Below are 20,540 nucleotides of genomic sequence, written 5' to 3'. Positions count from 1 at the left end.
TCACCGCACTGTTTCGCCCACCTCAAGTCTGCTAGCAAGACCAGGATTTGACCGGGAATTTGGGTATGTCGGTACAGGGTAGCATTGTCATTGGTGGCGGGGCGTTTGCAGGGCTTGCGCTGGCCCTGGCGCTGCGACAGGGCCTGGGGCCTGAGATTCCCGTTATCGTCGCCGATCCCGCGCTCGCCACCCGTCCGAGCCGCGACCCCCGCGCCACCGCGATCGTGGCCGCCTGCCGCCGCCTGTTCGAGGCGATTGGCGCCTGGGACGACGTCAAGGGCGAGGCGCAGCCGATTCTCGACATGGTCGTCACCGATTCCAAGTTGGAGGATGCCACCCGTCCGGTTTTCCTGAACTTCGCCGGCGATGTCGCACCGGGCGAGCCATTCGCGCACATGGTCGAGAATCGCCGGCTGATCGACGCGCTGGTGGCGCGTGCGGAAGCCGAGGGCATCGACCTCCGTGCCACCACCGTGGCGTCCTACGACGCGCGTCCTGAGGGCGTTGACGTGACACTCGGTGACGGCAGTGTTGTCGCGGCAAGTCTTCTGGTCGCGGCCGATGGCGCGCGCTCGAAGCTGCGCGAGCGCGCCGGCATCGCCACCCACGGCTGGGAGTACGACCAATCCGGCATCGTCGTCACCGTCGGCCACGAGCGCGATCACGAGGGTCGCGCCGAAGAGCATTTTCTGCCGGCAGGCCCGTTCGCGATCCTGCCGCTCTCGGGCAAGCGATCGTCATTGGTATGGACCGAGCGCCGAGCCGAGGCCGCGCGCATCATTGCGCTCGGCGACGACGAGTTTCACGCCGAGCTCGAGCAGCGTTTCGGCCTGCATCTCGGCGCGGTCAAGGCGCTCGACAAGCCGCGCGCGTTTCCGTTGTCCTATTTCGTCGCGCGCTCCTTCATCGGCACGCGCCTCGCTCTGGTCGGCGATGCCGCCCACGTCATCCACCCCATTGCGGGTCAGGGCCTCAACATGGGGTTGAAGGATGTCGCCGCGCTGGCCGAAGTCGTGGTCGATGCCGCGCGGCTCGGCATGGATCTCGGCGCCGCCGACGTGCTCGAGCGCTATCAGCGCTGGCGCCGCTTCGACACCATGGCGATGGGCGTTGCCACCAACTCGCTGAACTTCCTGTTCTCCAACCAGTCGACGCTGCTGCGTACCGTCCGCGACATCGGCCTCGGCCTCGTCGACCGTGCCCCGCCGCTGAAGAACCTCTTCATCCGCCAGGCCGCCGGCCTCACGGGCGAGGTGCCAAGGTTGTTGAAGGGCGAGGCGCTTTAGGAAGATGTCGCCGCTCTAAACTCCGGACGTCGTCCCGGACAAGCGGGACTCAAGCGCGAGCAGAATCAATCGATCTTGCGCGCTTCTTCCGGCAGCATGATCGGGATCCCGTCGCGGATGGGATAAGCCAGCTTGGCGCTGCGTGAGATCAGCTCCTGCTTCGCGGAATCGAACTCCAGCGGACCCTTGGTCAGCGGACAGACGAGAATCTCCAGCAATTTGGGATCGATGCTGGCTTCGGGACGTTCGGTGGGGGCGTTCATTGGAGTCTCCGGCAATCGGTTGCCTCTAGCACAGAAATCCGTGCCCGCCCATCGCGGCTGCCAAAGCGTTTTCGCGTAAGAAAAACGTCAAACAGGGTCTACGCGGAGACCATCGTCAAGACTTCGTCGAGCAGGGCCTGCAGCCGTGCTGCCGGTACCGGCGCGCCCGAGAGGGCGAAGCCGAGAAAGGTCCAATACAGAATCTGCGCCCGCGCCTGCGCGGCCGCCGGGGTGAGCCCGCGTTTTTCCAGCAGCCCTTCGATATAGTCGAGCCGGCGGCGGTCGATCGCGCGCACGGCCCCTTGCGCGGCCGCATCGAAGGCCGCCCAATTGCGCACCGCGCGCTCGAGCTCGAGCCGGGCGCCGAACGACCTCCGCAGCAGCGCCTTGAGCGGTTCGTCGCTGGCGGCTTCGACATCGGCGATAATCTGCTCGGCCGCGATCTCGCGCCAGCGCTTCAGCACGGCGGCCTGGAACGCGCCGAGATCGGCGAAATGCCAATAGAAGCTGCCGCGCGACACGCCCATTTCTTTTGCCAGCGGATCGGCCTTGAGCGCAGTGAAACCGCTTTTGGCGAGCGCCTTGAGACCTTGCCTGATCCAGTCGTCGGCGGAGAGCTGATCGGTCATGTCGGGTTTCCGGATGCCACCATACACTAGTGTATTGACAGGCCGGAGGCCAGCGCCTATGTCACCATACACGGATGTATGGATGAGCCTCCGGGAGTTCCGACGATGCGTGATCTCTTGCTCCAATGCGCCGGCGTGCTGACCATCGTCGTGGCCCTCATCCACGGTACCTCGGCGAGGCCAAGGTGTTCGCCCGCGGTACAATCGAGCCCGCACGGCTTCGCACCCTGATCCGACTGGTCTGGCAGGCTTCCACCGTCGCCTGGATCGGCGGTGGCGTGCTGCTGATCGCGGTGCCCTGGATGGGCTCCGAGACGGCGCGCCATTGGATCGTCATCACCATGGCTTGCGTGTTCGGCTTCTCCGCCTGCGCCAATGCGTGGGCGACGCGCGGCCGGCACTTCGGCTGGATGGCGCTCAGCGCCGTCGTCGTCATGGCGGTCGCCGGCTACTAGCAACACGCATCGTCTGTGAGACGTAAGGCCGCAGCGGTGTGTCGCGCACCGAGAGCACTCAGCTTTTGGCCCCCGTTAGAACTTATCTAAACCGTCCAAGCCCGAACTGGATTGACTTCAACCCCTCCTTTGCTTCCTTCGGTGTAGCTCGCGGCTCGCGTAGCGCGCACGACAGAGAGGAGAGGTTCGTGAAGATCATTCGTGTTGTTGCCATTGCATTGACGGTTGGAATGGGTATGGGGTCGGCGGCCATGGCCGACGGGTTCAAGGATTGCACCAAGCTCGACAAGGCGTCGTGGAAGCCGGCCAGCGAGGCCGAAGCCAAGGCCAAGGCGCTCGGCTACGAGGTGCGGCGCTCCAAGATCGAAGGCTCGTGCTACGAGGTCTACGGCGTCAAGGAAGGCAAGCTGTACGAGCTGTTCTACAGCCCCGAAGATCTCAGCCTGAAGCACACGATCGCCAAGTAGGTCTCGAAGCAAGTCGCGCGCCGGACTGCGCAGGCATGGACTGCGCAAGGCGGAGCTCGAGGATGGTCTTTGCTTGATTGAAGAAGCGATGCCACAAGCGCGCGGGGTGTCCGGCGGGACCCCTGCGGATCGAACCGCTCCGCTGACGGTCGCAGTCTGGGACCTCCCGCTGCGCCTCTGGCACTGGGCTCTCGCGGCCTGCGTTCTGGCCGCGTGGTTCACACCCCCCGTCTACGACCGGCTTCACCGCATCGTCGGCTATGCGGTGCTGGGGCTTCTCGCCTTCCGCCTGGTCTGGGGCTTCTGGGGAAGCCGCTATTCGCGCTTCCGCATGATCAGGGCCAGGCTCCGCGCGGCGCCAGGCTATCTCTGGAATCTGCGCCGCGGCATGACCGGCCGTTATATCGGGCTCAATCCGGCGGGCACGTTGATGCTGGTGGCCTTGATGCTCGCGCTCGCCGTCTCGGCGATCACGGGCGCGATGTCGGTGACCACCACCTTCTTCGGCGTGTGGTGGATCGAGGACACCCACGCCTATGCATCGGACGCGGTGATGGTGCTGGTCGTGCTGCACGTCGTCGGCGTCGTGCTGATGGGGCTGCTCCAGCGCGAGAACCTGATCCGGGCCATGTTCACCGGCCGCAAGCGCATCCGGGGGCATCTGTGAAGTTGAGTTGGAATGAGCAAGCTACAGGCTCGGTCTAACCTCTCCCGCTTGCGGCGAGTGGGGGCTCTTTCCTCTTGGGGACACTCTCAAGAGACTTCAAACAATCCCAATGCGGAGACACCCTCTCCCCAACCCTCTCCCGCAGGCGGGAGAAGGAGCGCACCGTCCTGCGCCCCTCACTGCAACGGCGGATCGCCGCTGGTGCGCTTCTTGGCGAGGTCCATCTCGGTCACCGCGATCAGGATCTCGGCGCGGGTCTTCAAGTCGAGCGCTTCCAGCATGGCCTGCTTCTCCGCGGGGCCATAGGGCGACATCATCGCCAGCGCGTTCACGAGGGCTTCGTTGGGCGCGCTTTCGACGCCCTCCCAGTCGACCTTGAGGTTGTTGGCCTTCAGGAAATCCGCCAGCACGGCCAGCAGCGCCTCGCGGTCGACCTCGTCCTCGCCCATGCGCGCGGTGAAGTCATCGGCGAAGGCGAAGAAATCCACCTTGCACTGCCGGTAGGCGGTGAGCACCTCCAGCTCCTCGAGCACCCTGAAGCGCGAGACGCCGGTGAGCTCGAGGATGTAGCGGCCGTCGCCGGATTCGGCGAGCTGGGTGATGCGGCCGACGCAGCCGACGCGGAACAGCGTCGGCTTGTCGGAATTCTTCGGCGAGTGCGCGACATCCGGCTGGATCATGCCGATCAGGCGATGGCCGTCGCGGAAGGAATCGTCGACCATCGACAAATAGCGCGGCTCGAAGATGTTGAGCGGCATCTGGCCGCGGGGCAGCAGCAGCGCGCCCGGCAGCGGAAACACCGGAATGATCTCCGGGAGGTCGGCGGGCCCGCGATATTCGATGTTGATCGGCATCTGCCCGGTTCCCCCTTGGACTTGCTAGCGCATGATCCGGAAAAGTGTGCAGCGGCTTTTCGAACGGATCATGCCCGAAAAAGCCCTTACGAAAACAGGATCGTCGACAAACGCTTGCGTCCCTCGACCGTTGCATCATCCGTGCCGCCCCAGGCCTCGAAGAACTGCACCAGCTGCTTGCGGGCGCCGTCGTCGTTCCATTTGCGGTCACGCTTGATGATCGCGAGCAGCTGCTCGGTCGCGGCCGCGCGGTTGCCTTGCGCGTTCAGCGCGGTCGCGAGGTCGAATCGAGCCTGATGATCGAGCGGGTTTGCGGCGACTTTCTGTTCCAGCTCGGCGACCGGTCCGAGCGACTGCGCCTGCTCGGCGAGATCGATCGCGGTCTGCACGGCTTTCACCGCGGGGTCGTTGCGCTTGGATTCCGGCACCATGGCCAACGTCTGCTTGGCTTGCTCCATCGCGCCGGAGACGGCGTAGCATTTCGCCAGGCCAGCAAGCGCCGCGATGTTGGTGGAATCGTGCTGAAGCACCTCGGCGTAGATCTGCGCTGCCGCCGCCGCATCGCCCTCGGCGAGCACGGCTTCGGCCTCCTGCAGGATCTCGGCGATATTGGGCTCGCCCGGCGCGGTCACGCCCTTGGTCAGCTTCTCGATGAAGGCGTTGAGCTGGCTCTCGGGCACCGCGCCCATGAAGCCGTCGGCCGGCTGGCCGTTGACGAAGGCGATCACGGCCGGAATCGACTGGATGCCCATCTGGCCCGGGATCGCCGGGTGCTGGTCGATGTTCATCTTGACCAGCTTGACCTTGCCCTTGGCCGCCTTGACCGCCTTTTCGAGCACGGGCGTGAGCTGCTTGCAGGGACCGCACCACTCCGCCCAGAAGTCGATCAGCACCGGCTGGCGCTTCGATTCCTCGATGACGTCCTTCACGAAGGTCTGGGTGGTGGTGTCCTTGATCAGATCGGCCGCAGCCGGGTTTGCGGCTCCGTTACCCTGGTCGATGATCGTCACGGCATCCCCTCGTCTCATGTCTGGAATGGCGGCTCATTAGCATGCCGCCGCTTCCTGTGCTGCGCTGTCGGCTCCTAGATTGGGCCGGGACGGCCGAATTTCAATCCATCGCGGCCGATTCGCCGGTTCCGGGCCACTTTCGGGCCATTTGGCCGCATTCAGGCTGCCTATCGGGCCCCAAGAACCGCATCTATGCCGCCGGTAGCTGTTGCATTCCCCTCGCGCTTTTGGCATACGACAGCCGTTGCCGGCGCGTCACGCGACCGACACAGGATGCGGGTGTAGCTCAGTGGTAGAGCACGACCTTGCCAAGGTCGGGGTCGAGGGTTCGAGCCCCTTCGCCCGCTCCAAATTTCTCCCAAGCATCCAGCCGGCCCGGACAAAAACGTGGTTCGCCACGTAGCGGGCGGCTGATTTGGGTCTGTCATGACAGTTTTGGTGACGGGTAGCGCGGGGCACCTCGGAGAGGCCGTCTTAAGAACGATTCGCGGGCGCGGCGCTTCTGCGCGTGGGGTCGATCTGAAGCCATCGCGTTTCACCGACGCGGTCGGCTCCATCATCGACCCCGACTTCGTGCGCGAGCAGATGGGCGGCGTCACCGCCGTGATCCACACCGCGACTCTACACAAGCCGCATGTGGCGACCCACTCCAAGCAGGATTTCATCGACACCAATGTCACCGGCACGCTCAATCTGCTTGAAGCGGCGGCGAGCGCCGGCCTGAGGAGCTTCGTCTTCACCAGCACCACCAGCACCACCAGCGCCTTCGGCTCGCAGCTCCGCCCCGAGGCCGGACAGGCTGTCGTGTGGGTTACCGAGGATCTGCTGCCGGTGCCAAAGAACATCTACGGCACGACGAAACTGATGGCGGAGACCCTGTGCGAGCTATTCTATCGCGAGCGCGGTCTGCCGGTCGTTGTCTTGCGGACCTCACGCTTCTTTCCGGAAGACGATGATGATCCCGCGATGCGCTCGGCTTACATGCTGGAGAACGCGCAGGCCAACGAGCTGCTCTATCGCCGGCTCGACATCGCGGACGCCGTGAGCGCTCATCTGCTTGCCGCCGAACGCGCCCCGAAGATTGGCTTCGCCCGCTACATCGTCTCCGCCACCAGCCCGTTCGAGCCGCGTCATCTCGCTGCGCTCGCGCGCGATGCGGCTGGTGTCGTGCGCGAGCTCTATCCGGATTGCGCGCAGCTGTATGCGGCGCGGGGCTGGAACCTGTTCTCAGAAATCGACCGCGTCTATGTCAACGACCGCGCGCGGCGCGAATTGGGCTGGCGGCCGGAATTCGACTTCGCCCATGTGCTGGACAGCCTGCGCGTGGACCGCGATTTTCGCAGCCCGCTGGCACGCGAGATCGGCTCGAAGGGCTATCATGACCGGCTGTTCGGCGACGGCCCCTACCCCGTCGCCTTCTAAGCGCCACCTTCGTCATTTCGCTCGATGCATCAAACGCCTGTTCGGTTTCACCGCGGGCAATCCGGGCCAAGCTGTGCCAAGCCGTTCTACTGTGCATGGGGTTGTTTTCGTGTTTTTTGCTTTTGCGACCTTTCGGCCGTCTTGATTCCGCGTTGCAGCGAGGAGGCTGTCGTCACTGTGTTCGCTCTCATTGACATTCAGTCTCAATTTTTAATGAGCGCGGCCGCAGCACAAGCGACGTCTTCTCAGCGCCCGCAAATGTGCTAGCCTTTCGCGTCTGCCTCTCGGCAGATCCCGAACTTCGCATCTCGACGAATAAAACAAAATAATCGCAGCCCTGACGGCTGCCTTAGGGGAGTGACGCGATGACATCGATGTTCCATCGATCCGTGTTGGCGCTTGCGGCCGTGGCCCTTCTTGCGGGGACCAGCGCTGGTCACGCGCAGGACAAAAGCAAGCCGCTGAAGAAATACGAATCCGGCACCAAGGAATTCTGGACCCATCCGCCGGATGACTGGTTCCTGGGCGATGAGACCGAGGCGCAGAAGGGTCTCGCGCCGCCGTCGGGCCCGCCGACCGGCGCGTCCGATGCCGAGCTTGCCAACATCATCAAGAAGGTCAAGCTGCCGCCGGGCTTCAAGATGGAAGTCTATGCCTCCGGCGTGCTGGCCGCGCGCCAGATGGCCTGGGGTGACAAGGGCACGCTGTTCGTGGGCTCGTTCGGCCTCGGCAACGTCTATGCCATCAAGGACAATGGCGGGAAGAAAGAGGTCAAGACTATCCTCAAGGGGCTGAACATGCCCACGGGACTGGCGGTCAAGGACGGGGCGCTCTATGTCATCGCCGTCGACAAGCTGATCCGCTACGACGACATCGAAAACAAGCTCGACAATCCCGGTGAGGGCAAGGTCGTCTATGACGACATGCCGTCCTACGCCGCGCATGGCTGGAAGTACATCGCGGTCGACAAGGAAGGCTGGTTCTACATTCCGTTCGGACCGCCCTTCAACATCGGCATTCCCCCGACCAGTGTCTCGCAGATCCGGCGCGTCGATCCCAAGACCGGCAACGCCGAGATCTACGCGCTCGGCGTCCGCAACTCGGTCGGCGGCGACGTCGATCCGCGCACCGGCAAGTACTGGTTCACCGAGAATGCCCGCGACTGGATCAGCGACGATCTGCCCAGCGACAAGCTGAACATGATCAACAAGATGGGCGAGCATTTCGGCTATCCCTATTGCCACCAGGGCAATCTGCCCGACGACAAGTTCGCGATGGGCCACAAATGCTCCGAGTTCACGCCGCCCGTGCTGAACCTCGGCGCGCATGTCGCTCCGCTCGGCATGAAGTTCTATACCGGCGACCAGTTTCCCGCCGAGTACAAGAACAACATCTTCATCGCCGAGCACGGCTCCTGGAATCGCCACAAGTACCAGGGCGGCCGCATCATGCGCGTGATCGTCGGACCCGACGGCAAGAACGCCAAGCAGGAGGTGTTCGCCTCCGGCTGGATCGAGGGCGACCAGGGCTATCTCGGTCGTCCCGATGACATCATCCTTGCCAAGGACGGATCGATCCTCGTGGCGGACGACTGGGCCGGTGCGATCTATCGCATCAGCTACAGCAAGAAGTAGCGCGACCTAACGAAGAGGCTGCGATCGGGCGACCGTCGCAGCCTCTTTGCTTGATGCGGCGTGCTCGCAACGGAACAGGTTCGTCATGCCCGGACTTGATCCGGGCATCCATCATACGAAAACCTTCTGCAAGAGGGATGGATTGCCGGGTCAAGCCCGGCAATGACAGCTGGAGAGACGTCAACCATGCGGGCCATTCGGTTCGGAATTCTATCTGCGACCCTTCTGTTCCTCCCGGCCCAGGCCGCGGATAATTCCGCGATCAAGGAGAAAGCCTCGGTCTGCGCCGGCTGTCACGGTGAGAACGGCGTCTCGCAAACCGAGAACATCCCCTCGCTGGCCGGGCAGCCCGATCAATTCCTGCAATGGCAGCTCGTGTTCTTCCGCGCGGGCTCGCGCAAGAACGAGCAGATGCAGCCGATCGTCGAGCAGCTCACCAATGAGGACATCCGCAATCTCGGCGCCTATTTCTCGCAGCTGACGCCGCCGAAGGGACCGGAGGACGGGGATCCCGACCTGTCGAAGAAAGGCGCGCAGGTTGCTGCCGGCCGCCGCTGCGGCTCATGCCATAAGGACAGCTTCGCCGGCACCAAGGGGGTCGCGCGACTGGCGGGCCAGCGCGAGGAATATCTGGTCAAGGCGTTGCACGACTACAAAGCCGGCTTGCGCGTCGGCGGCGGCGTCGCCGCGATGGCCGATGTCGCCTATCGCATGAGCGACGAGGAGATCACGGCGGTCTCGCACTATCTCGCGCATTTGAAATAGCGCCGAGCTGCTAAGGTAAGCTGCGCTGTCGTCCCGGATCAGCGCTTCGCTGGTCCAGGACAGGCGACTGAGGGCCTTGTTACCCCGCCCGCTGCTTTTCATACGCCTTCAAATGCGTGTAGGCGATGCGCAGTTTCGGCACCGGCACCTTGGCGGCATCGGCGCGCGCGATGAGGTCGCCGATGACGTGATCGGCTTCGACCGGCAGGCCGGCCTTGATGTCGCGGAACATCGAGGCCGTCATCTGCGATCCCTCGGTGGTGAGGTTGCCCTTCACCCGCTCGAAGAACGGCCCGCCCGGCGGATAGCCGGACGCGGTGGCGATTGCGCTGGTCTCGTCGAGCATGCCGAGCAGGAAATCGCGGCCGCCGGGAGCGGCGAGGATGTTGCCGACGGAGGTTCGCATCAGGCTGGTGGAGGCCGCGAGCGAGGACAGGAACACCCACTTCTCCCACATGTCCTGCATGATGTTCTGGCTGGCGGTGGCGCCATTGATGCCGCTCTTGAAGGCCTCGTCGATCGCCTTCACACGATCCGACAGCTTGCCGTCGCGCTCGCCGTAGTTCAGCGACTGCATCGGCTGGAGCTGGACCACCTCGCGCTTCTCGTTCAGGGTCGCCGCGATGGCGCAGAGGCCGCCGAGCACGCGTTCCTTGCCGAATTTGGCATCGAGCACATCGAGGTGCTTCATGCCGTTCAGCATCGGGATGATCGCGGTGTTCGGTCCGACCGCCGGCGCAAACGATTTGATGGCATCGTCGAGATCGAACGCCTTGCAGCTCAAGAGCACGACGTCGAACTTGTCCTTGAGCGCGTCGGCCTGCACGGTCGGCGGATTTTGCAGCGTCACGTCGCCATTCGGGCTCTTGATGACGAGGCCCGCGCTTGCGAGCTCGCCGGCGCGGCGCGGCCGGACCAGGAAGGTGACGTCGCGGCCGGCCTGCAACAGCCTGCCACCGAAATAGCCGCCGATGGCGCCGGCGCCGACCACGAGGATACGCATGGGATCTTCCCTCTTTTTGCTATTGGCGGTCTATCTATAGTCGTCATTGCCAGCGAAGCGAAGCAATCCAGAATGCTGCCGCGATCACATTCTGTCGCCGGAGATTGAGCGGCTAAGTCCCGAGCACCATCTCCTCGACCTCGCGCAACTGCTCCTTGCCGAAGAACATCTCGTTGCCGACGAAGAAGGTCGGCGATCCGAATGCGCCGCGGGCGACCGCGTCCTCGGTGTTCTTGATCAGCCGGCCCTTCACCTCCGGCTCCTGAGCCCGGGCGAACAGCTTCTGGACGTCGAGGCCGGACGACGCCAGAGCCTTCGCCGCGATCTCGGGGTCGTCCATCTTCTTCGGCTCGCGCCACATGTGGTGGAAGGCCGCCTCGACGTATTTTTCGAACACGCCCTCGAGCTGTGCGGCGATCGCCGTGCGCATCAGGTTCAGCGTGTTGACGGGAAAGTGGGGATTCCAGACATAGGGCTGGACCTTGAAGCGCTTGATGAAGCGCTCGGTCTCGACCTGCTGGAATTCACGCTTGTTCTTGACGCCGGCCAGCGTCTCGGCCGGCGACCTGTTGTTGGTCGACTTGAAGATGCCGCCGAGCAGGATCGGGACATATTCGAACTTGACGCCGATGCGCTGCTCGATCGCGGGAATCGCGAGGTGGCTGAGATAGGCGTTCGGGCTGCCGAAATCGAACAGGAACTGCGGGGCTGTGCGGGTCATTCGATCTCCCTGATCTGACATCTTGATCTGACTTTCCCCGCATTGTGACGCAGCGTGTCCCACAGGTCCACCGTTTAATGATGGTCATAATACTTTGACCATCAGAGCAGGAGCCGGATCCCCGCGCTTGCGCCAGACCAGGAAGTAATAGCCCATCTGCAAAACGAACATGGCGCAGAACACGATGGGATAGGCAGCCCATATGCCATGAAGGCCGATCGTGCGACTCAGGATCACAGCGGCCGGCAGCTCGATGGCGACAATCGCGAAGATCGCAAGCAGCATCGGCGTCAACGCGACGCCGGCCGCCCGCATGGCACCCGAGAACACTGTCGCAAGGCCAAACGGCACCGAACTCCACAAGGCGATGAAGAGCAACTCCTTCGCCAGATCGAGCACGGCGCCGTCGGTGATGAAGATGCCGAGGATGGCGCGCGGCGCGAGATAGATCAGCGCCACGAGACCGCCGGTCAGGACCAGGTTGAAAACGAGCCCGGTCCGCACGATGCCGTCGAGCCGGGTTCGATCACGGCTGCCGACCGCCTGCGCGCCGAGGATCGAGACTGCTATGGAAATCGACATCGCCGTGAACTGCGTGTAGCCCATCACCTGGTTGACGGCGCCGTAGGCCGCCGTGGCGTCCGATCCATAGCCGTTGACGAGTCCGAGCAGCACCAGCTCTGCGATCGCCATCACCACCATGCCGACGGCGCTCGGCAATCCGATGCCGAGGATCTTTCCGAGCATGGCGCCGTCGAGCCTGAGGTGATGCAGCAGCGCCGCGTCCGGAGCGAGCGCGTGCTTCTTCCGCCGCAGATACAGCGCCAGCGCAAGCAAGGTGAGCGCGTTCGAGATCGCGGCCGCCCATGCCGGGCTGGTGATGCCGGCCGCCGGCAGTCCGAACGACCCACGGATCAACATCGGCGTGAGGATCAGGCCTATCGCAGTCGACAATGCCAGCGCCAGCAACGGCGTCAGCGCGTCGCCGACGCCGCGGATCATCGCCGTCATCAGCAGAAAGACGAAGCCGAGCGGCATGGTGAGCAGCATGATCCGCGCGTAGGCGCTGGCTTGGTCGAGAATATCGGCGGGCGTCGCGAGCGCCATCATCAGCTGACGGCTGAACAGCCCGCCGATCAGCGCGATCGAAATGGAGAGCAGAAGGCCGATCGCGAGCGTCGTGCCGGCGACGCCCCGGATCTTGTCGTGCTCCCCCGCGCCAAAGGCCTGCCCGATCAACACGGTCGCGCCGGTGCTCAGCCCCATGACGAAGGCGAACAGAAAGAACATCACGGGAAAGAACACCGACACCGCCGCCAGCGCGTCGACGCCGATCATCTGGCCGAGATAGACGTTGCTGACGGTGCCGAACAGCGATTGCAGCGCGTTGCCCAGCATCAGGGGCGCAAGGAAGCGAAGGAATGTTGTCGAGAGCGGCTTGGGCGCAGACATGGATCGGCCTTTCATCAGGGCGCACGGAGCCGTTGCCGCGCAAGGCGCGGCCCGGCCGTCGATGGGGTTAAGTGAGAGCGCCTTAAGCGCGGTCGCTGTAGGCGAGCTTGACGATGTGGTCGCGGATGTCGGGCGGCCAATTCGCGATCAATCCGGTGAAGCGCCGCCGGTCATCCGCAAACAATGCGCGCGAGGCTTCCTCGAACTGCGGCAGGTTGCCCGCCATGGTCGACATGAAGTGATAGGCCGCATCGCGCGCTTGCCGTTCGCGGTCCTTGTCGCCGCTCGCGCGCCTCGCCTCATCGACGAGCCTGCGCAGCGCGACCGAGGCGCCGCCCGGCTGCGCGCCGAGCCACTCCCAATGCCGCGGCAACAGCGTCACCTCCCGCGCGACCACGCCGAGCTTCGGCCGTCCGCGCCCGCGCGGCTCGCTTGGCGGCGTGCTCTCCTCGACCGGCGGCGGCATGAGCTTGGCCAGCCGCGCCAGCACCTCGCGATCCCCGCCACGCAGATCGAAATCGATCGATCGACCCGTGCCGTCCTCGAAGATGATGATGGGCTCGTCCGGCCGCGGCGCCACGCGCTTGACGACCAGCGCGACCTCGCCTGCCGGCCCGGACACCAGGCGACGCTGGCCCTGGAAAGCGGTGAAAATCTTGTTCATTGGAATCATTGCCATTTTAGGGACGTGGGTTGATTTAATACCCGGGTAAATTATTGACGTCAATATACCCGGGTGAAAATATCCGCTCCGATGGCTCGACATTGCGGTCCCGGGCTGGCAGGTACGCGGCCGACCCACCACGCCTAGCCACCGCCTGCCCTGGGGACCTCGCCGATGCTGACCGTTCACCACCTCAACAATTCCCGCTCGCAGCGCGTGCTTTGGCTGCTCGAAGAGTTGGGCGTGCCCTACGAGATCGTGCGCTATCAGCGCCAGCCGGATATGCGGGCGCCGAAGGAGCTGCGCGCCATCCATCCGCTCGGCAAGTCGCCCGTCATCACCGACAATGGCAGCACCATCGCCGAGTCGGGCGCGATCATCGAATATCTCGTCGGGACCTACGGCAACGGCCGGCTGATTCCGCCGCCGAACACGCCGGAGCGGCTGCGCTTCACCTACTGGCTGCATTATGCCGAAGGATCCGCGATGCAGCCGCTGCTGCTGAAGCTGCTGTTCACGCTGATGCCGAAGCGCGCGCCGGCGCTGCTTCGTCCGCTGGTGCGCAAAGTCTCCAACCAGGCGCTGACCACGCTGGTTAATCCGCAGCTCAAGCAGCACATGGATTATTGGGAAGGCGAGCTCGGCAAGAGCGAGTGGTTCGCCGGCAACGAATTCACCGCAGCCGACATCCAGATGAGCTTCCCGCTGGAAGCCGCGCAAGCGCGCGGCGGGCTCGAGCAGGGCCATCCCAAGGCGATGGCATTCCTCGATCGCATCCACGCGCGGCCGGCCTATGCGCGCGCGCTGGAAAAGGGCGGGCCGTATCAGGTGGGGCGGTAAGCTTCCTTACCGCCCAGCAAAACGGCGCATGATGGCGCCTATCAGTGCGCGTGCAGCACCCGTCCGCGCGTCTCCGGCAGCGCAAACGCGGCGATGAAGAACACCACATAGGCCACCACCGCGAAGATCGCGATCGCGTTCGCAAGTGAGGTCGATGCCGACAGCGCGCCGACGAGGAATGGAAACAGCGCGCCGATGCCGCGGCCGAAATTGTAGCAAAAGCCCTGGCCGGAGCCGCGCAGCCGCGTTGGGTAGAGTTCGGTCAGGAACGCGCCGATGCCGGAGAAATAGCCCGAGGCGAAAAAGCCGAGCGGGAAACCGAGCAGCCAGAGGATCTCGTTGGTGAGCGGCAGCTGCGTATAGAGCAGTACCACCGCCATGGCGCCGATCGAGAAGATCAGGAACAGATTGCGCCGCCCGATCCGGTCGGCAAGCCAGGCGCCGGTGAGATAACCGATGAAGGAGCCGATGATCAGCGTCGACAGATAGCCGGTCGAGCCGACGATCGAGAGATGCCGCTCCTTGGTCAGGAATTGCGGCACCCAGAACGTGACAGCGTAGTAGCCGCCCTGGCAACCCGTCGCCATCAGCGAGGCCAGGATCGTGGTCTTCAGGATCGGGCCGGAGAAGATTTCCCAGATCGCCGGGCGATCGCCGCTCGCTGCGTGCCGGGCGCGAGCCTCGACCGCGATCGCCGGCTCGGTGACGGAGCGGCGGATGTAGAATACCAGGAGCGCCGGCAGCGCGCCGATCACGAACATCCAGCGCCATGCCGTCTCCGGCGGCAAGACGGAGAACAGGATCGCCTGCGACAGCACCGCGAGGCCCCAGCCGACCGCCCAGCCCGACTGCACCGAGCCGACCGCGCGCCCGCGATATTGCGGCCTGATCGCCTCGCCCATCAGCACCGCGCCCGCCGCCCATTCGCCGCCGAAGCCGAGGCCGAGCACGGCACGTGCGATCAGGAGCTGTTCGAAATTCTGCACGACAGCACAGACCAGCGAGAAGAACGAGAACCAGATGATGGTGATCTGGAGCGTCCTCACCCGCCCGATATGGTCGGAGAGATAGCCGCCGAGCCAGCCGCCGATCGCGGAAGCCAGCAGCGTCACCGTGCCGGCAAGGCCAGCCGAAGCCGCATCGACCTTCCACAGCGCGATAATGGTGCCGATCACCAGCGGATAGATCATGAAGTCCATGCCGTCGAGCGCCCAGCCCGCCGCGCACGCCCAGAACGTCCGGCGCTCGGGCAGGTTCATGTCGCGATAGAACGCAAGAAGGCTGGTGTCTTCGATCTCCGCGCGCTCGATGCGCTGGTTCGGATCGGCTGGCGTCATGTGCGTTTCCCGGCAGTTTCTTGAAAGCTGCGCTTTGGTAGCACGAGTGGCGGCGAGAGCTAGCGGGTCCGCGCTTCCGTGCCATGCAAATGACGTGGTTACTGCCCCGCTGCTTCGGCGCCCCGCGTGCGCGGATCGGGCGCGCCGAGCGGCCCGTTGGGTGTCACGACAATCGAGTTGGCCGATGTCTGCCCCATGGGCTCGACGATGACGTGACCCATCGCCTTCAGCTCGCCCAGAACATCGCTGCGAAAGCCGCCCTCGACACGGACTTCGTCCGGCAGCCATTGATGATGCAGCCGTGGCGCTGCAACGGCGGCAGCAACGTCCATCCTGTAGTCGAGGACGTTCACGATCACCTGCAGAACGGTCGAGATGATGCGGCTGCCGCCGGGCGAGCCCGTCACCAGGACGGGCTTGCCGTCCTTGAGCACGATGGTCGGCGACATCGACGAGAGCGGACGTTTGCCGGGTCCGGGCAGATTGGCTTCGAAGCCGACCAGCCCGTATGCGTTGGAGGCGCCGATGGCGGCGGTGAAATCGTCGAGCTCGTTGTTGAGCAGCACGCCGGTGCCGTCGGCAACGAGGCCGACGCCGTAGCTGAAGTTCAGCGTGTAGGTGTTGCTGACCGCGTTGCCGCGGGAATCGACGACGGAGAAATGCGTGGTGTTGCTGCCCTCACGCGGCGAGGAGGCCGCGGAAACGAGTTCCTTCGACGGTGTGGCGCGTTCGATGGAGATGCCTGAGCGCAGCTTGGCGGCGTAGTCCTTAGCGGTCAGCGTCTCGATCGGTGCGTTGACGAAAGCAGGATCGCCGAGATAGCGCGCGCGGTCGGCGTAGGCGCGCTTCATCGCCTCGATCAGAAGATGCAACGATGCCGGCGAGCCCTGCTTCAAATCGGCAAGCTGGAAGCCCTCGAGGATGTTGAGCGTCTCTACCAGCACGACGCCGCCCGACGAAGGCAGCGGCATCGACACGACGTCATAGCCGCGATAGGTGCCGCGCGCCGGCGCGCGGATCACGGCCTGATAGGCCTTCAGATCTGCGGGCGTCATGATGCCGCCGGCGTCCGTCACGGCTTTTGCGAGCTTTTCCGCGACCGGCCCCTCATAGAAGCCGCGTGGCCCCTGTGCGGCGATTGCAGACAGCGTTTCAGCGAGATCGCCCTGTACCAGCCTGTCGCCCTCGCCGATCGGCGTGCCATCGGGCCGCGAGAATATCTTGGCCGACGAAGGCCAGCGTGCCAGCCGCCGGTGCCATCCCGGCATGGTGTCGGCCATGTCGTCGCTGACGATGAACCCATCGCGGGCGAGCGCGATCGCGGGCGCGAGCAATTGCGCTAGCGTGAAGTGGCCCGAGCCGTATTTCTCCAGTGCCAGACTAAGTCCCGCGACGGTGCCGGGCACGCCGACGCCGAGCGCGGAATCCCGTGACTTCGCAATATCGGGCTTGCCGTCGGCGCCGAGGAAGATCTGCGGCGTGGTCGCCGCCGGCGCCGTCTCGCGGTAGTCGATCGTGATGTCTTCATTGCGGTCCGCGGAATGGATCAACATGAAGCCGCCGCCGCCGATATTGCCGGCACGCGGATAGGTCACGGCCATCGCAAAGCCGGTCGCGACCGCGGCATCGACCGCATTGCCGCCGCTACGCAGGATATCGGCACCGATCTGCGCGGATATCTTCTCCTGCGCGACGACCATGCCGTGCTCGGCGGCAACGGCGCGCACCGTGTCGGGAGCAGCAGGAACATAGGCCCGCCGCGCATCCTGAGCGGTCGCGGGTGCGAGACCAAACGCCAGAGTGGCAATGACGGCGAAAAACGTCCGCCGAGTCGGATGTGACGACATCGTCAAAATCAAATTTCCGTCGTGGCTTCGGACAGTTCACACGCCTCATCGCAATGCTATACGGTTTGCCTCAAGAGAGGCAAAACTGTTCGTGATGAGGACTGCGCAATGACGACGATCGCCCCGGACGCGCGCATGGGCGGCGTGCCGCGGACCTATCCGCCGCGCGCCGCCGTCGTCAGCTGGATTTTCTTCGACTGGGCCGCACAGCCTTATTTCACGCTGATCACGACCTTTGTATTCGCGCCCTATTTCGCCACCAGCATTGCGCCAAATCCTGCCACCGGCCAATCGCTGTGGGGATTTGCGATGGCAGCCGCGGGCCTTGCAATCGCGTTGATGTCGCCGGTGCTTGGGGCCATCGCGGACGCCTCGGGCCGCCGTAAGCCGTGGATTGCAGGGTTTGGTGCGTTGCTGGTGGCGGCATCCTGCACGCTGTGGATCGGCAAGCCCGGTGATCCCTCCATCATTCCGCCACTGCTTACAGCCGTGGCGCTCGCTAGCGTCGGCGCAGAATTTGCCACTCTCTTCAACAATGCGATGATGCCGACGCTGGTGCCGCCGGAGCGGATCGGTCGGCTCTCCGGCACCGGCTGGGCCACCGGCTATGTCGGTGGCATCGTCAGCCTGATCATCGTGCTCGGCTTCCTCGCGGCCAACCCACAGACCGGCCGCACGTTGCTGGGCCTCACGCCGCTGTTCGGGCTCGATCCGGTCAGCCATCAGGGCGATCGCATCGTGGGGCCTCTGACCGGGCTGTGGTTCATCCTCTTCGTGACACCGTTGTTCCTGTTCACGCCGGATTATCCGGCCAAGCGCCCGGTGCGCGAGGCCTTGCGTGAGGGGTTGTCGGAGCTGGGGAAATCGATCAGAAGCCTGCCGCAGCAAAGATCGCTGGCGGCATTTCTGCTTGCCAACATGATCTATACGGATGGTCTGGTGTCGCTGTTCGCCTTCGGCGGCATCTATGCCGCGGGCACCTTCGGCTGGCACACGATCCAGATCGGCACTTTCGGCATCTTGCTCGCGATCGCCGGCGCGTTTGGCGCATGGTTCGGCGGCAAGCTGGACGATCGTCTCGGACCGAAGCGCGTCATCGCCGCCAGCATGCTCGTGCTGCTGCTGTCGGTGGCGGCGATTCTCCTGGTCGACAAGGACAGTGTGTTGTTCATCCAGGTCGCGCCGCCGCGAGCAGATGCTCCCTTGTTCTCGAGCGCGGCCGAGCGCGCCTATCTCGTGCTGGGCTGCCTCATCGGCGCGGCCGGTGGTCCACTCCAGGCCGCCTCACGCACGCTCTTGATCCGCCTCGCACCGAGAGACCGCATCGCGCAGTATTTCGGCCTGTTTGCGCTGACCGGGAAGGTGACGTCCTTCATCGGACCATTGCTGATCGGCACGATCACCGCGGTGACCGCAAGCCAGAAGGCCGGCATGGCCGTGCTGGTGGTGTTCTTCGTCGCGGGGTTGGGGCTGTTGATGCGGGTGAAGGAAGCGTGACTCCCGCAGCACTCCGTAGCCCGGAAGGAGTGAAGCGCAATCCGGGACGGTCTTTGTGAGATTGCGAACCCGGATGTCGCTTCGCTCCTTCCGGGCTACATTCTTGCTGACGGCCTCAGTGCCGGAAATGCCGGGTGCCGGTGAACACCATGGCGATGCCGTGCTCGTCGGCGGCCTTGATCACCTCGTCGTCGCGCATGGAGCCGCCGGGCTGCACCACCGCGGTGGCGCCGGCCTCGATGCAGGCGAGCATGCCGTCGGCGAACGGGAAGAACGCATCCGACGCCACCACCGAGCCCTTGGTGAGCGGCTCGGCGAGCTTCAGCTCGGCTGCCGCATCCTGCGCCTTGCGCGCCGCGATCCGAGCTGAATCCACCCGGCTCATCTGGCCGGCGCCGATGCCGACGGTGGCGAGATCCTTGGCGTAGATGATGGTGTTGGACTTGACGTGTTTTGCGACGCGGAAGGCGAATTTGAGGTCGCGCATCTCGGCGTCCGTGGGCGCGCGCTTGGTCACGATCTTGAACGTCATGTCGTCGACCACTGCGTTGTCGCGGCTTTGCACGAGCAGGCCGCCGGCCACCGTCTTGGCGGTGAGACCGGGCGCGCGCGGATCGGGCAGGCTGCCGGCGAGGAGCAGCCGCAAATTCTTCTTCCCGCCGATGATGGCGATCGCCTCTTCGGTCGCATCGGGCGCGATGATCACCTCGGTGAAGATCTTTGTGATCTCGCGGGCCGTATCCGCGTCCAGCGGACGGTTCATCGCGATGATGCCGCCGAAGGCCGAGGTGGAATCACAGGCCAGCGCCCTGCGATAGGCCTCGACGAGGTTCGATCCCTCCGCGACGCCGCAGGGATTGGCGTGCTTGACGATGACGCAGGCCGCGGTGCGCTTGGCGTCGAATTCGCCGATGCACTCATAGGCGGCATCGGTGTCGTTGATGTTGTTGTAGGAAAGCTCCTTGCCCTGGAGCTGCCGCGCGGTCGAGACGCCCGGGCGCTTGTCGGGCGTTGCGTAGAACGCTGCGGTCTGGTGCGGGTTCTCGCCGTAGCGCAGCGACTGGATCAACTTGCCGCCGAAGGCCCGGAAGTCGGGCGCATCGATCTCGAGCTGACGGTTGAACCAGTTCGAGATCGCGGCGTCGTAAGCGCCGGTGCGCGCATAGGCCTTTGCAGCAAGCCGCCGGCGCAGTTTCAGCGTGGTCGCGCCGTTGTTGGCGGCGAGCTCGTCGAGCACGGCCTTGTAGTCATCTGCCTCGACGACGACGGCAACGTCGTCATGATTCTTCGCGGCGGCGCGGATCATCGCGGGGCCGCCGATGTCGATATTCTCGATGCAATCCTCAAAGCCTGCGCCTTTGTCGACGGTCGCCTCGAACGGATAGAGATTGACGACGAGAAGGTCGATCGGCGCGATGCCATGCGCCTTCATCGCTTCCGCGTGTTCCTTGTTGTCCCGGATCGCGAGCAGGCCCCCATGCACTTTCGGATGCAGCGTCTTGACGCGGCCGTCCATCATCTCGGGGAAGCCGGTGAGGTCGGAAACATCCTTCACCATGAGGCCGGCCGCAGCGATCGCTTTCGCGGTGCCACCGGTCGAGACAAGCTCGACATCATGCGCGGCAAGCGCCTTGGCGAATTCGATCAGGCCGGTCTTGTCCGAGACGGAAAGCAGGGCGCGGGTGACGCGGCGGGGATGGTCAGTCATGAGCAAGATCCTCTCTCTC

Annotated in this window: 19 protein-coding genes, 1 tRNA gene and 1 pseudogene; 10 read left to right on the top strand and 11 right to left on the bottom strand. The window is 64.5% G+C overall.

What is annotated here, in order from left to right:
• The first annotated feature begins 65 nt into the window (after positions 1–65).
• A complete protein-coding gene (locus C7G42_RS01000; protein ID WP_106947260.1) occupies positions 66–1,286 on the top strand; it encodes a ubiquinone biosynthesis hydroxylase in 1,221 nt (406 codons plus the stop codon).
• 65 nt (positions 1,287–1,351) lie between these two features.
• On the opposite strand, the gene C7G42_RS00995 is transcribed toward C7G42_RS01000, so the two are convergent.
• Positions 1,352–1,549 (bottom strand): Trm112 family protein, encoded by a 198-nt coding sequence (locus C7G42_RS00995; RefSeq protein WP_106947259.1) that lies wholly within the window; start codon positions 1,547–1,549, stop codon positions 1,352–1,354.
• Between the two features lie 98 nt (positions 1,550–1,647).
• Complete coding sequence (locus tag C7G42_RS00990) at positions 1,648–2,178, bottom strand: TetR/AcrR family transcriptional regulator (RefSeq protein WP_106947258.1); 531 nt, start codon at positions 2,176–2,178, stop codon at positions 1,648–1,650.
• Positions 2,179–2,283: 105 nt separating this feature from the next.
• On the opposite strand from C7G42_RS00990, the pseudogene C7G42_RS00985 reads away from it, so the two are divergent.
• The 3 genes and pseudogenes from C7G42_RS00985 (at position 2,284) to C7G42_RS00975 (ending at position 3,767) form a co-directional block, all read left to right on the top strand.
• A pseudogene (locus C7G42_RS00985) lies at positions 2,284–2,633 on the top strand (hypothetical protein).
• Between the two features lie 188 nt (positions 2,634–2,821).
• On the top strand, positions 2,822–3,100 hold the full coding sequence (locus C7G42_RS00980; RefSeq protein WP_106947257.1) for a PepSY domain-containing protein: 279 nt from the start codon (positions 2,822–2,824) through the stop codon (positions 3,098–3,100).
• A gap of 73 nt (positions 3,101–3,173) precedes the next feature.
• On the top strand, positions 3,174–3,767 hold the full coding sequence (locus C7G42_RS00975; RefSeq protein ID WP_199580586.1) for a cytochrome b/b6 domain-containing protein: 594 nt from the start codon (positions 3,174–3,176) through the stop codon (positions 3,765–3,767).
• Positions 3,768–3,943: 176 nt separating this feature from the next.
• Here C7G42_RS00975 and C7G42_RS00970 read toward each other — a convergent pair whose 3' ends face one another.
• Both C7G42_RS00970 and trxA read right to left on the bottom strand, forming a co-directional pair.
• Positions 3,944–4,621, bottom strand: coding sequence for an LON peptidase substrate-binding domain-containing protein (locus C7G42_RS00970; protein WP_106947255.1), 678 nt, complete (start codon positions 4,619–4,621; stop codon positions 3,944–3,946).
• Between the two features lie 86 nt (positions 4,622–4,707).
• Positions 4,708–5,631 (bottom strand): thioredoxin, encoded by a 924-nt coding sequence (trxA, locus tag C7G42_RS00965; protein WP_094975951.1) that lies wholly within the window; start codon positions 5,629–5,631, stop codon positions 4,708–4,710.
• Between the two features lie 275 nt (positions 5,632–5,906).
• On the opposite strand from trxA, the gene C7G42_RS00960 reads away from it, so the two are divergent.
• The 4 genes from C7G42_RS00960 (at position 5,907) to C7G42_RS00945 (ending at position 9,452) form a co-directional block, all read left to right on the top strand.
• A tRNA-Gly gene (locus tag C7G42_RS00960) sits at positions 5,907–5,981 on the top strand.
• Positions 5,982–6,057: 76 nt separating this feature from the next.
• The gene (locus C7G42_RS00955; protein WP_106947253.1) at positions 6,058–7,053 is read left to right on the top strand and encodes an NAD-dependent epimerase/dehydratase family protein; all 996 of its coding nucleotides are present in this window, start codon (positions 6,058–6,060) and stop codon (positions 7,051–7,053) included.
• A gap of 365 nt (positions 7,054–7,418) precedes the next feature.
• A complete protein-coding gene (locus C7G42_RS00950; RefSeq protein ID WP_106947252.1) occupies positions 7,419–8,687 on the top strand; it encodes a PQQ-dependent sugar dehydrogenase in 1,269 nt (422 codons plus the stop codon).
• A gap of 186 nt (positions 8,688–8,873) precedes the next feature.
• Positions 8,874–9,452: a c-type cytochrome gene (locus C7G42_RS00945; RefSeq protein WP_106947251.1), complete on the top strand. Its 579-nt coding sequence runs from the start codon at positions 8,874–8,876 to the stop codon at positions 9,450–9,452.
• A gap of 79 nt (positions 9,453–9,531) precedes the next feature.
• On the opposite strand, the gene panE is transcribed toward C7G42_RS00945, so the two are convergent.
• The 4 genes from panE to C7G42_RS00925 form a co-directional block, all read right to left on the bottom strand.
• The gene (gene panE, locus C7G42_RS00940) at positions 9,532–10,455 is read right to left on the bottom strand and encodes a 2-dehydropantoate 2-reductase (RefSeq protein ID WP_106947250.1); all 924 of its coding nucleotides are present in this window, start codon (positions 10,453–10,455) and stop codon (positions 9,532–9,534) included.
• Between the two features lie 112 nt (positions 10,456–10,567).
• Positions 10,568–11,176, bottom strand: coding sequence for a 2-hydroxychromene-2-carboxylate isomerase (locus C7G42_RS00935; RefSeq protein WP_106947249.1), 609 nt, complete (start codon positions 11,174–11,176; stop codon positions 10,568–10,570).
• 84 nt (positions 11,177–11,260) lie between these two features.
• Positions 11,261–12,628 (bottom strand): MATE family efflux transporter, encoded by a 1,368-nt coding sequence (locus C7G42_RS00930; protein ID WP_199580585.1) that lies wholly within the window; start codon positions 12,626–12,628, stop codon positions 11,261–11,263.
• A gap of 82 nt (positions 12,629–12,710) precedes the next feature.
• On the bottom strand, positions 12,711–13,307 hold the full coding sequence (locus C7G42_RS00925; RefSeq protein WP_106947247.1) for a DUF2239 family protein: 597 nt from the start codon (positions 13,305–13,307) through the stop codon (positions 12,711–12,713).
• Positions 13,308–13,466: 159 nt separating this feature from the next.
• Between C7G42_RS00925 and C7G42_RS00920 the strand changes: the two genes are divergently transcribed.
• Positions 13,467–14,132, top strand: coding sequence for a glutathione S-transferase family protein (locus C7G42_RS00920; protein ID WP_106947246.1), 666 nt, complete (start codon positions 13,467–13,469; stop codon positions 14,130–14,132).
• 41 nt (positions 14,133–14,173) lie between these two features.
• Here C7G42_RS00920 and C7G42_RS00915 read toward each other — a convergent pair whose 3' ends face one another.
• Together C7G42_RS00915 and ggt are read right to left on the bottom strand one after the other, a co-directional pair.
• On the bottom strand, positions 14,174–15,469 hold the full coding sequence (locus C7G42_RS00915; protein WP_106947245.1) for an MFS transporter: 1,296 nt from the start codon (positions 15,467–15,469) through the stop codon (positions 14,174–14,176).
• A gap of 98 nt (positions 15,470–15,567) precedes the next feature.
• Complete coding sequence (ggt, locus tag C7G42_RS00910; RefSeq protein ID WP_106947244.1) at positions 15,568–17,316, bottom strand: gamma-glutamyltransferase; 1,749 nt, start codon at positions 17,314–17,316, stop codon at positions 15,568–15,570.
• Positions 17,317–17,424: 108 nt separating this feature from the next.
• Here ggt and C7G42_RS00905 point away from each other — a divergent pair, with 108 nt between their 5' ends.
• The gene (locus C7G42_RS00905; protein WP_106947243.1) at positions 17,425–18,813 is read left to right on the top strand and encodes an MFS transporter; all 1,389 of its coding nucleotides are present in this window, start codon (positions 17,425–17,427) and stop codon (positions 18,811–18,813) included.
• Between the two features lie 115 nt (positions 18,814–18,928).
• Here the strand turns inward: C7G42_RS00905 and purH are convergent, their stop codons facing one another.
• Complete coding sequence (purH, locus tag C7G42_RS00900) at positions 18,929–20,521, bottom strand: bifunctional phosphoribosylaminoimidazolecarboxamide formyltransferase/IMP cyclohydrolase (protein WP_106947242.1); 1,593 nt, start codon at positions 20,519–20,521, stop codon at positions 18,929–18,931.
• Between the last annotated feature and the right edge of the window lie 19 nt (positions 20,522–20,540).

This window comes from Bradyrhizobium sp. MOS003 (assembly GCF_003020125.1).
Taxonomy (GTDB): domain Bacteria; phylum Pseudomonadota; class Alphaproteobacteria; order Rhizobiales; family Xanthobacteraceae; genus Bradyrhizobium.
Note: the sequence above shows the minus strand (reverse complement) of the source record. Positions and strands in the feature narration are given on the sequence as shown.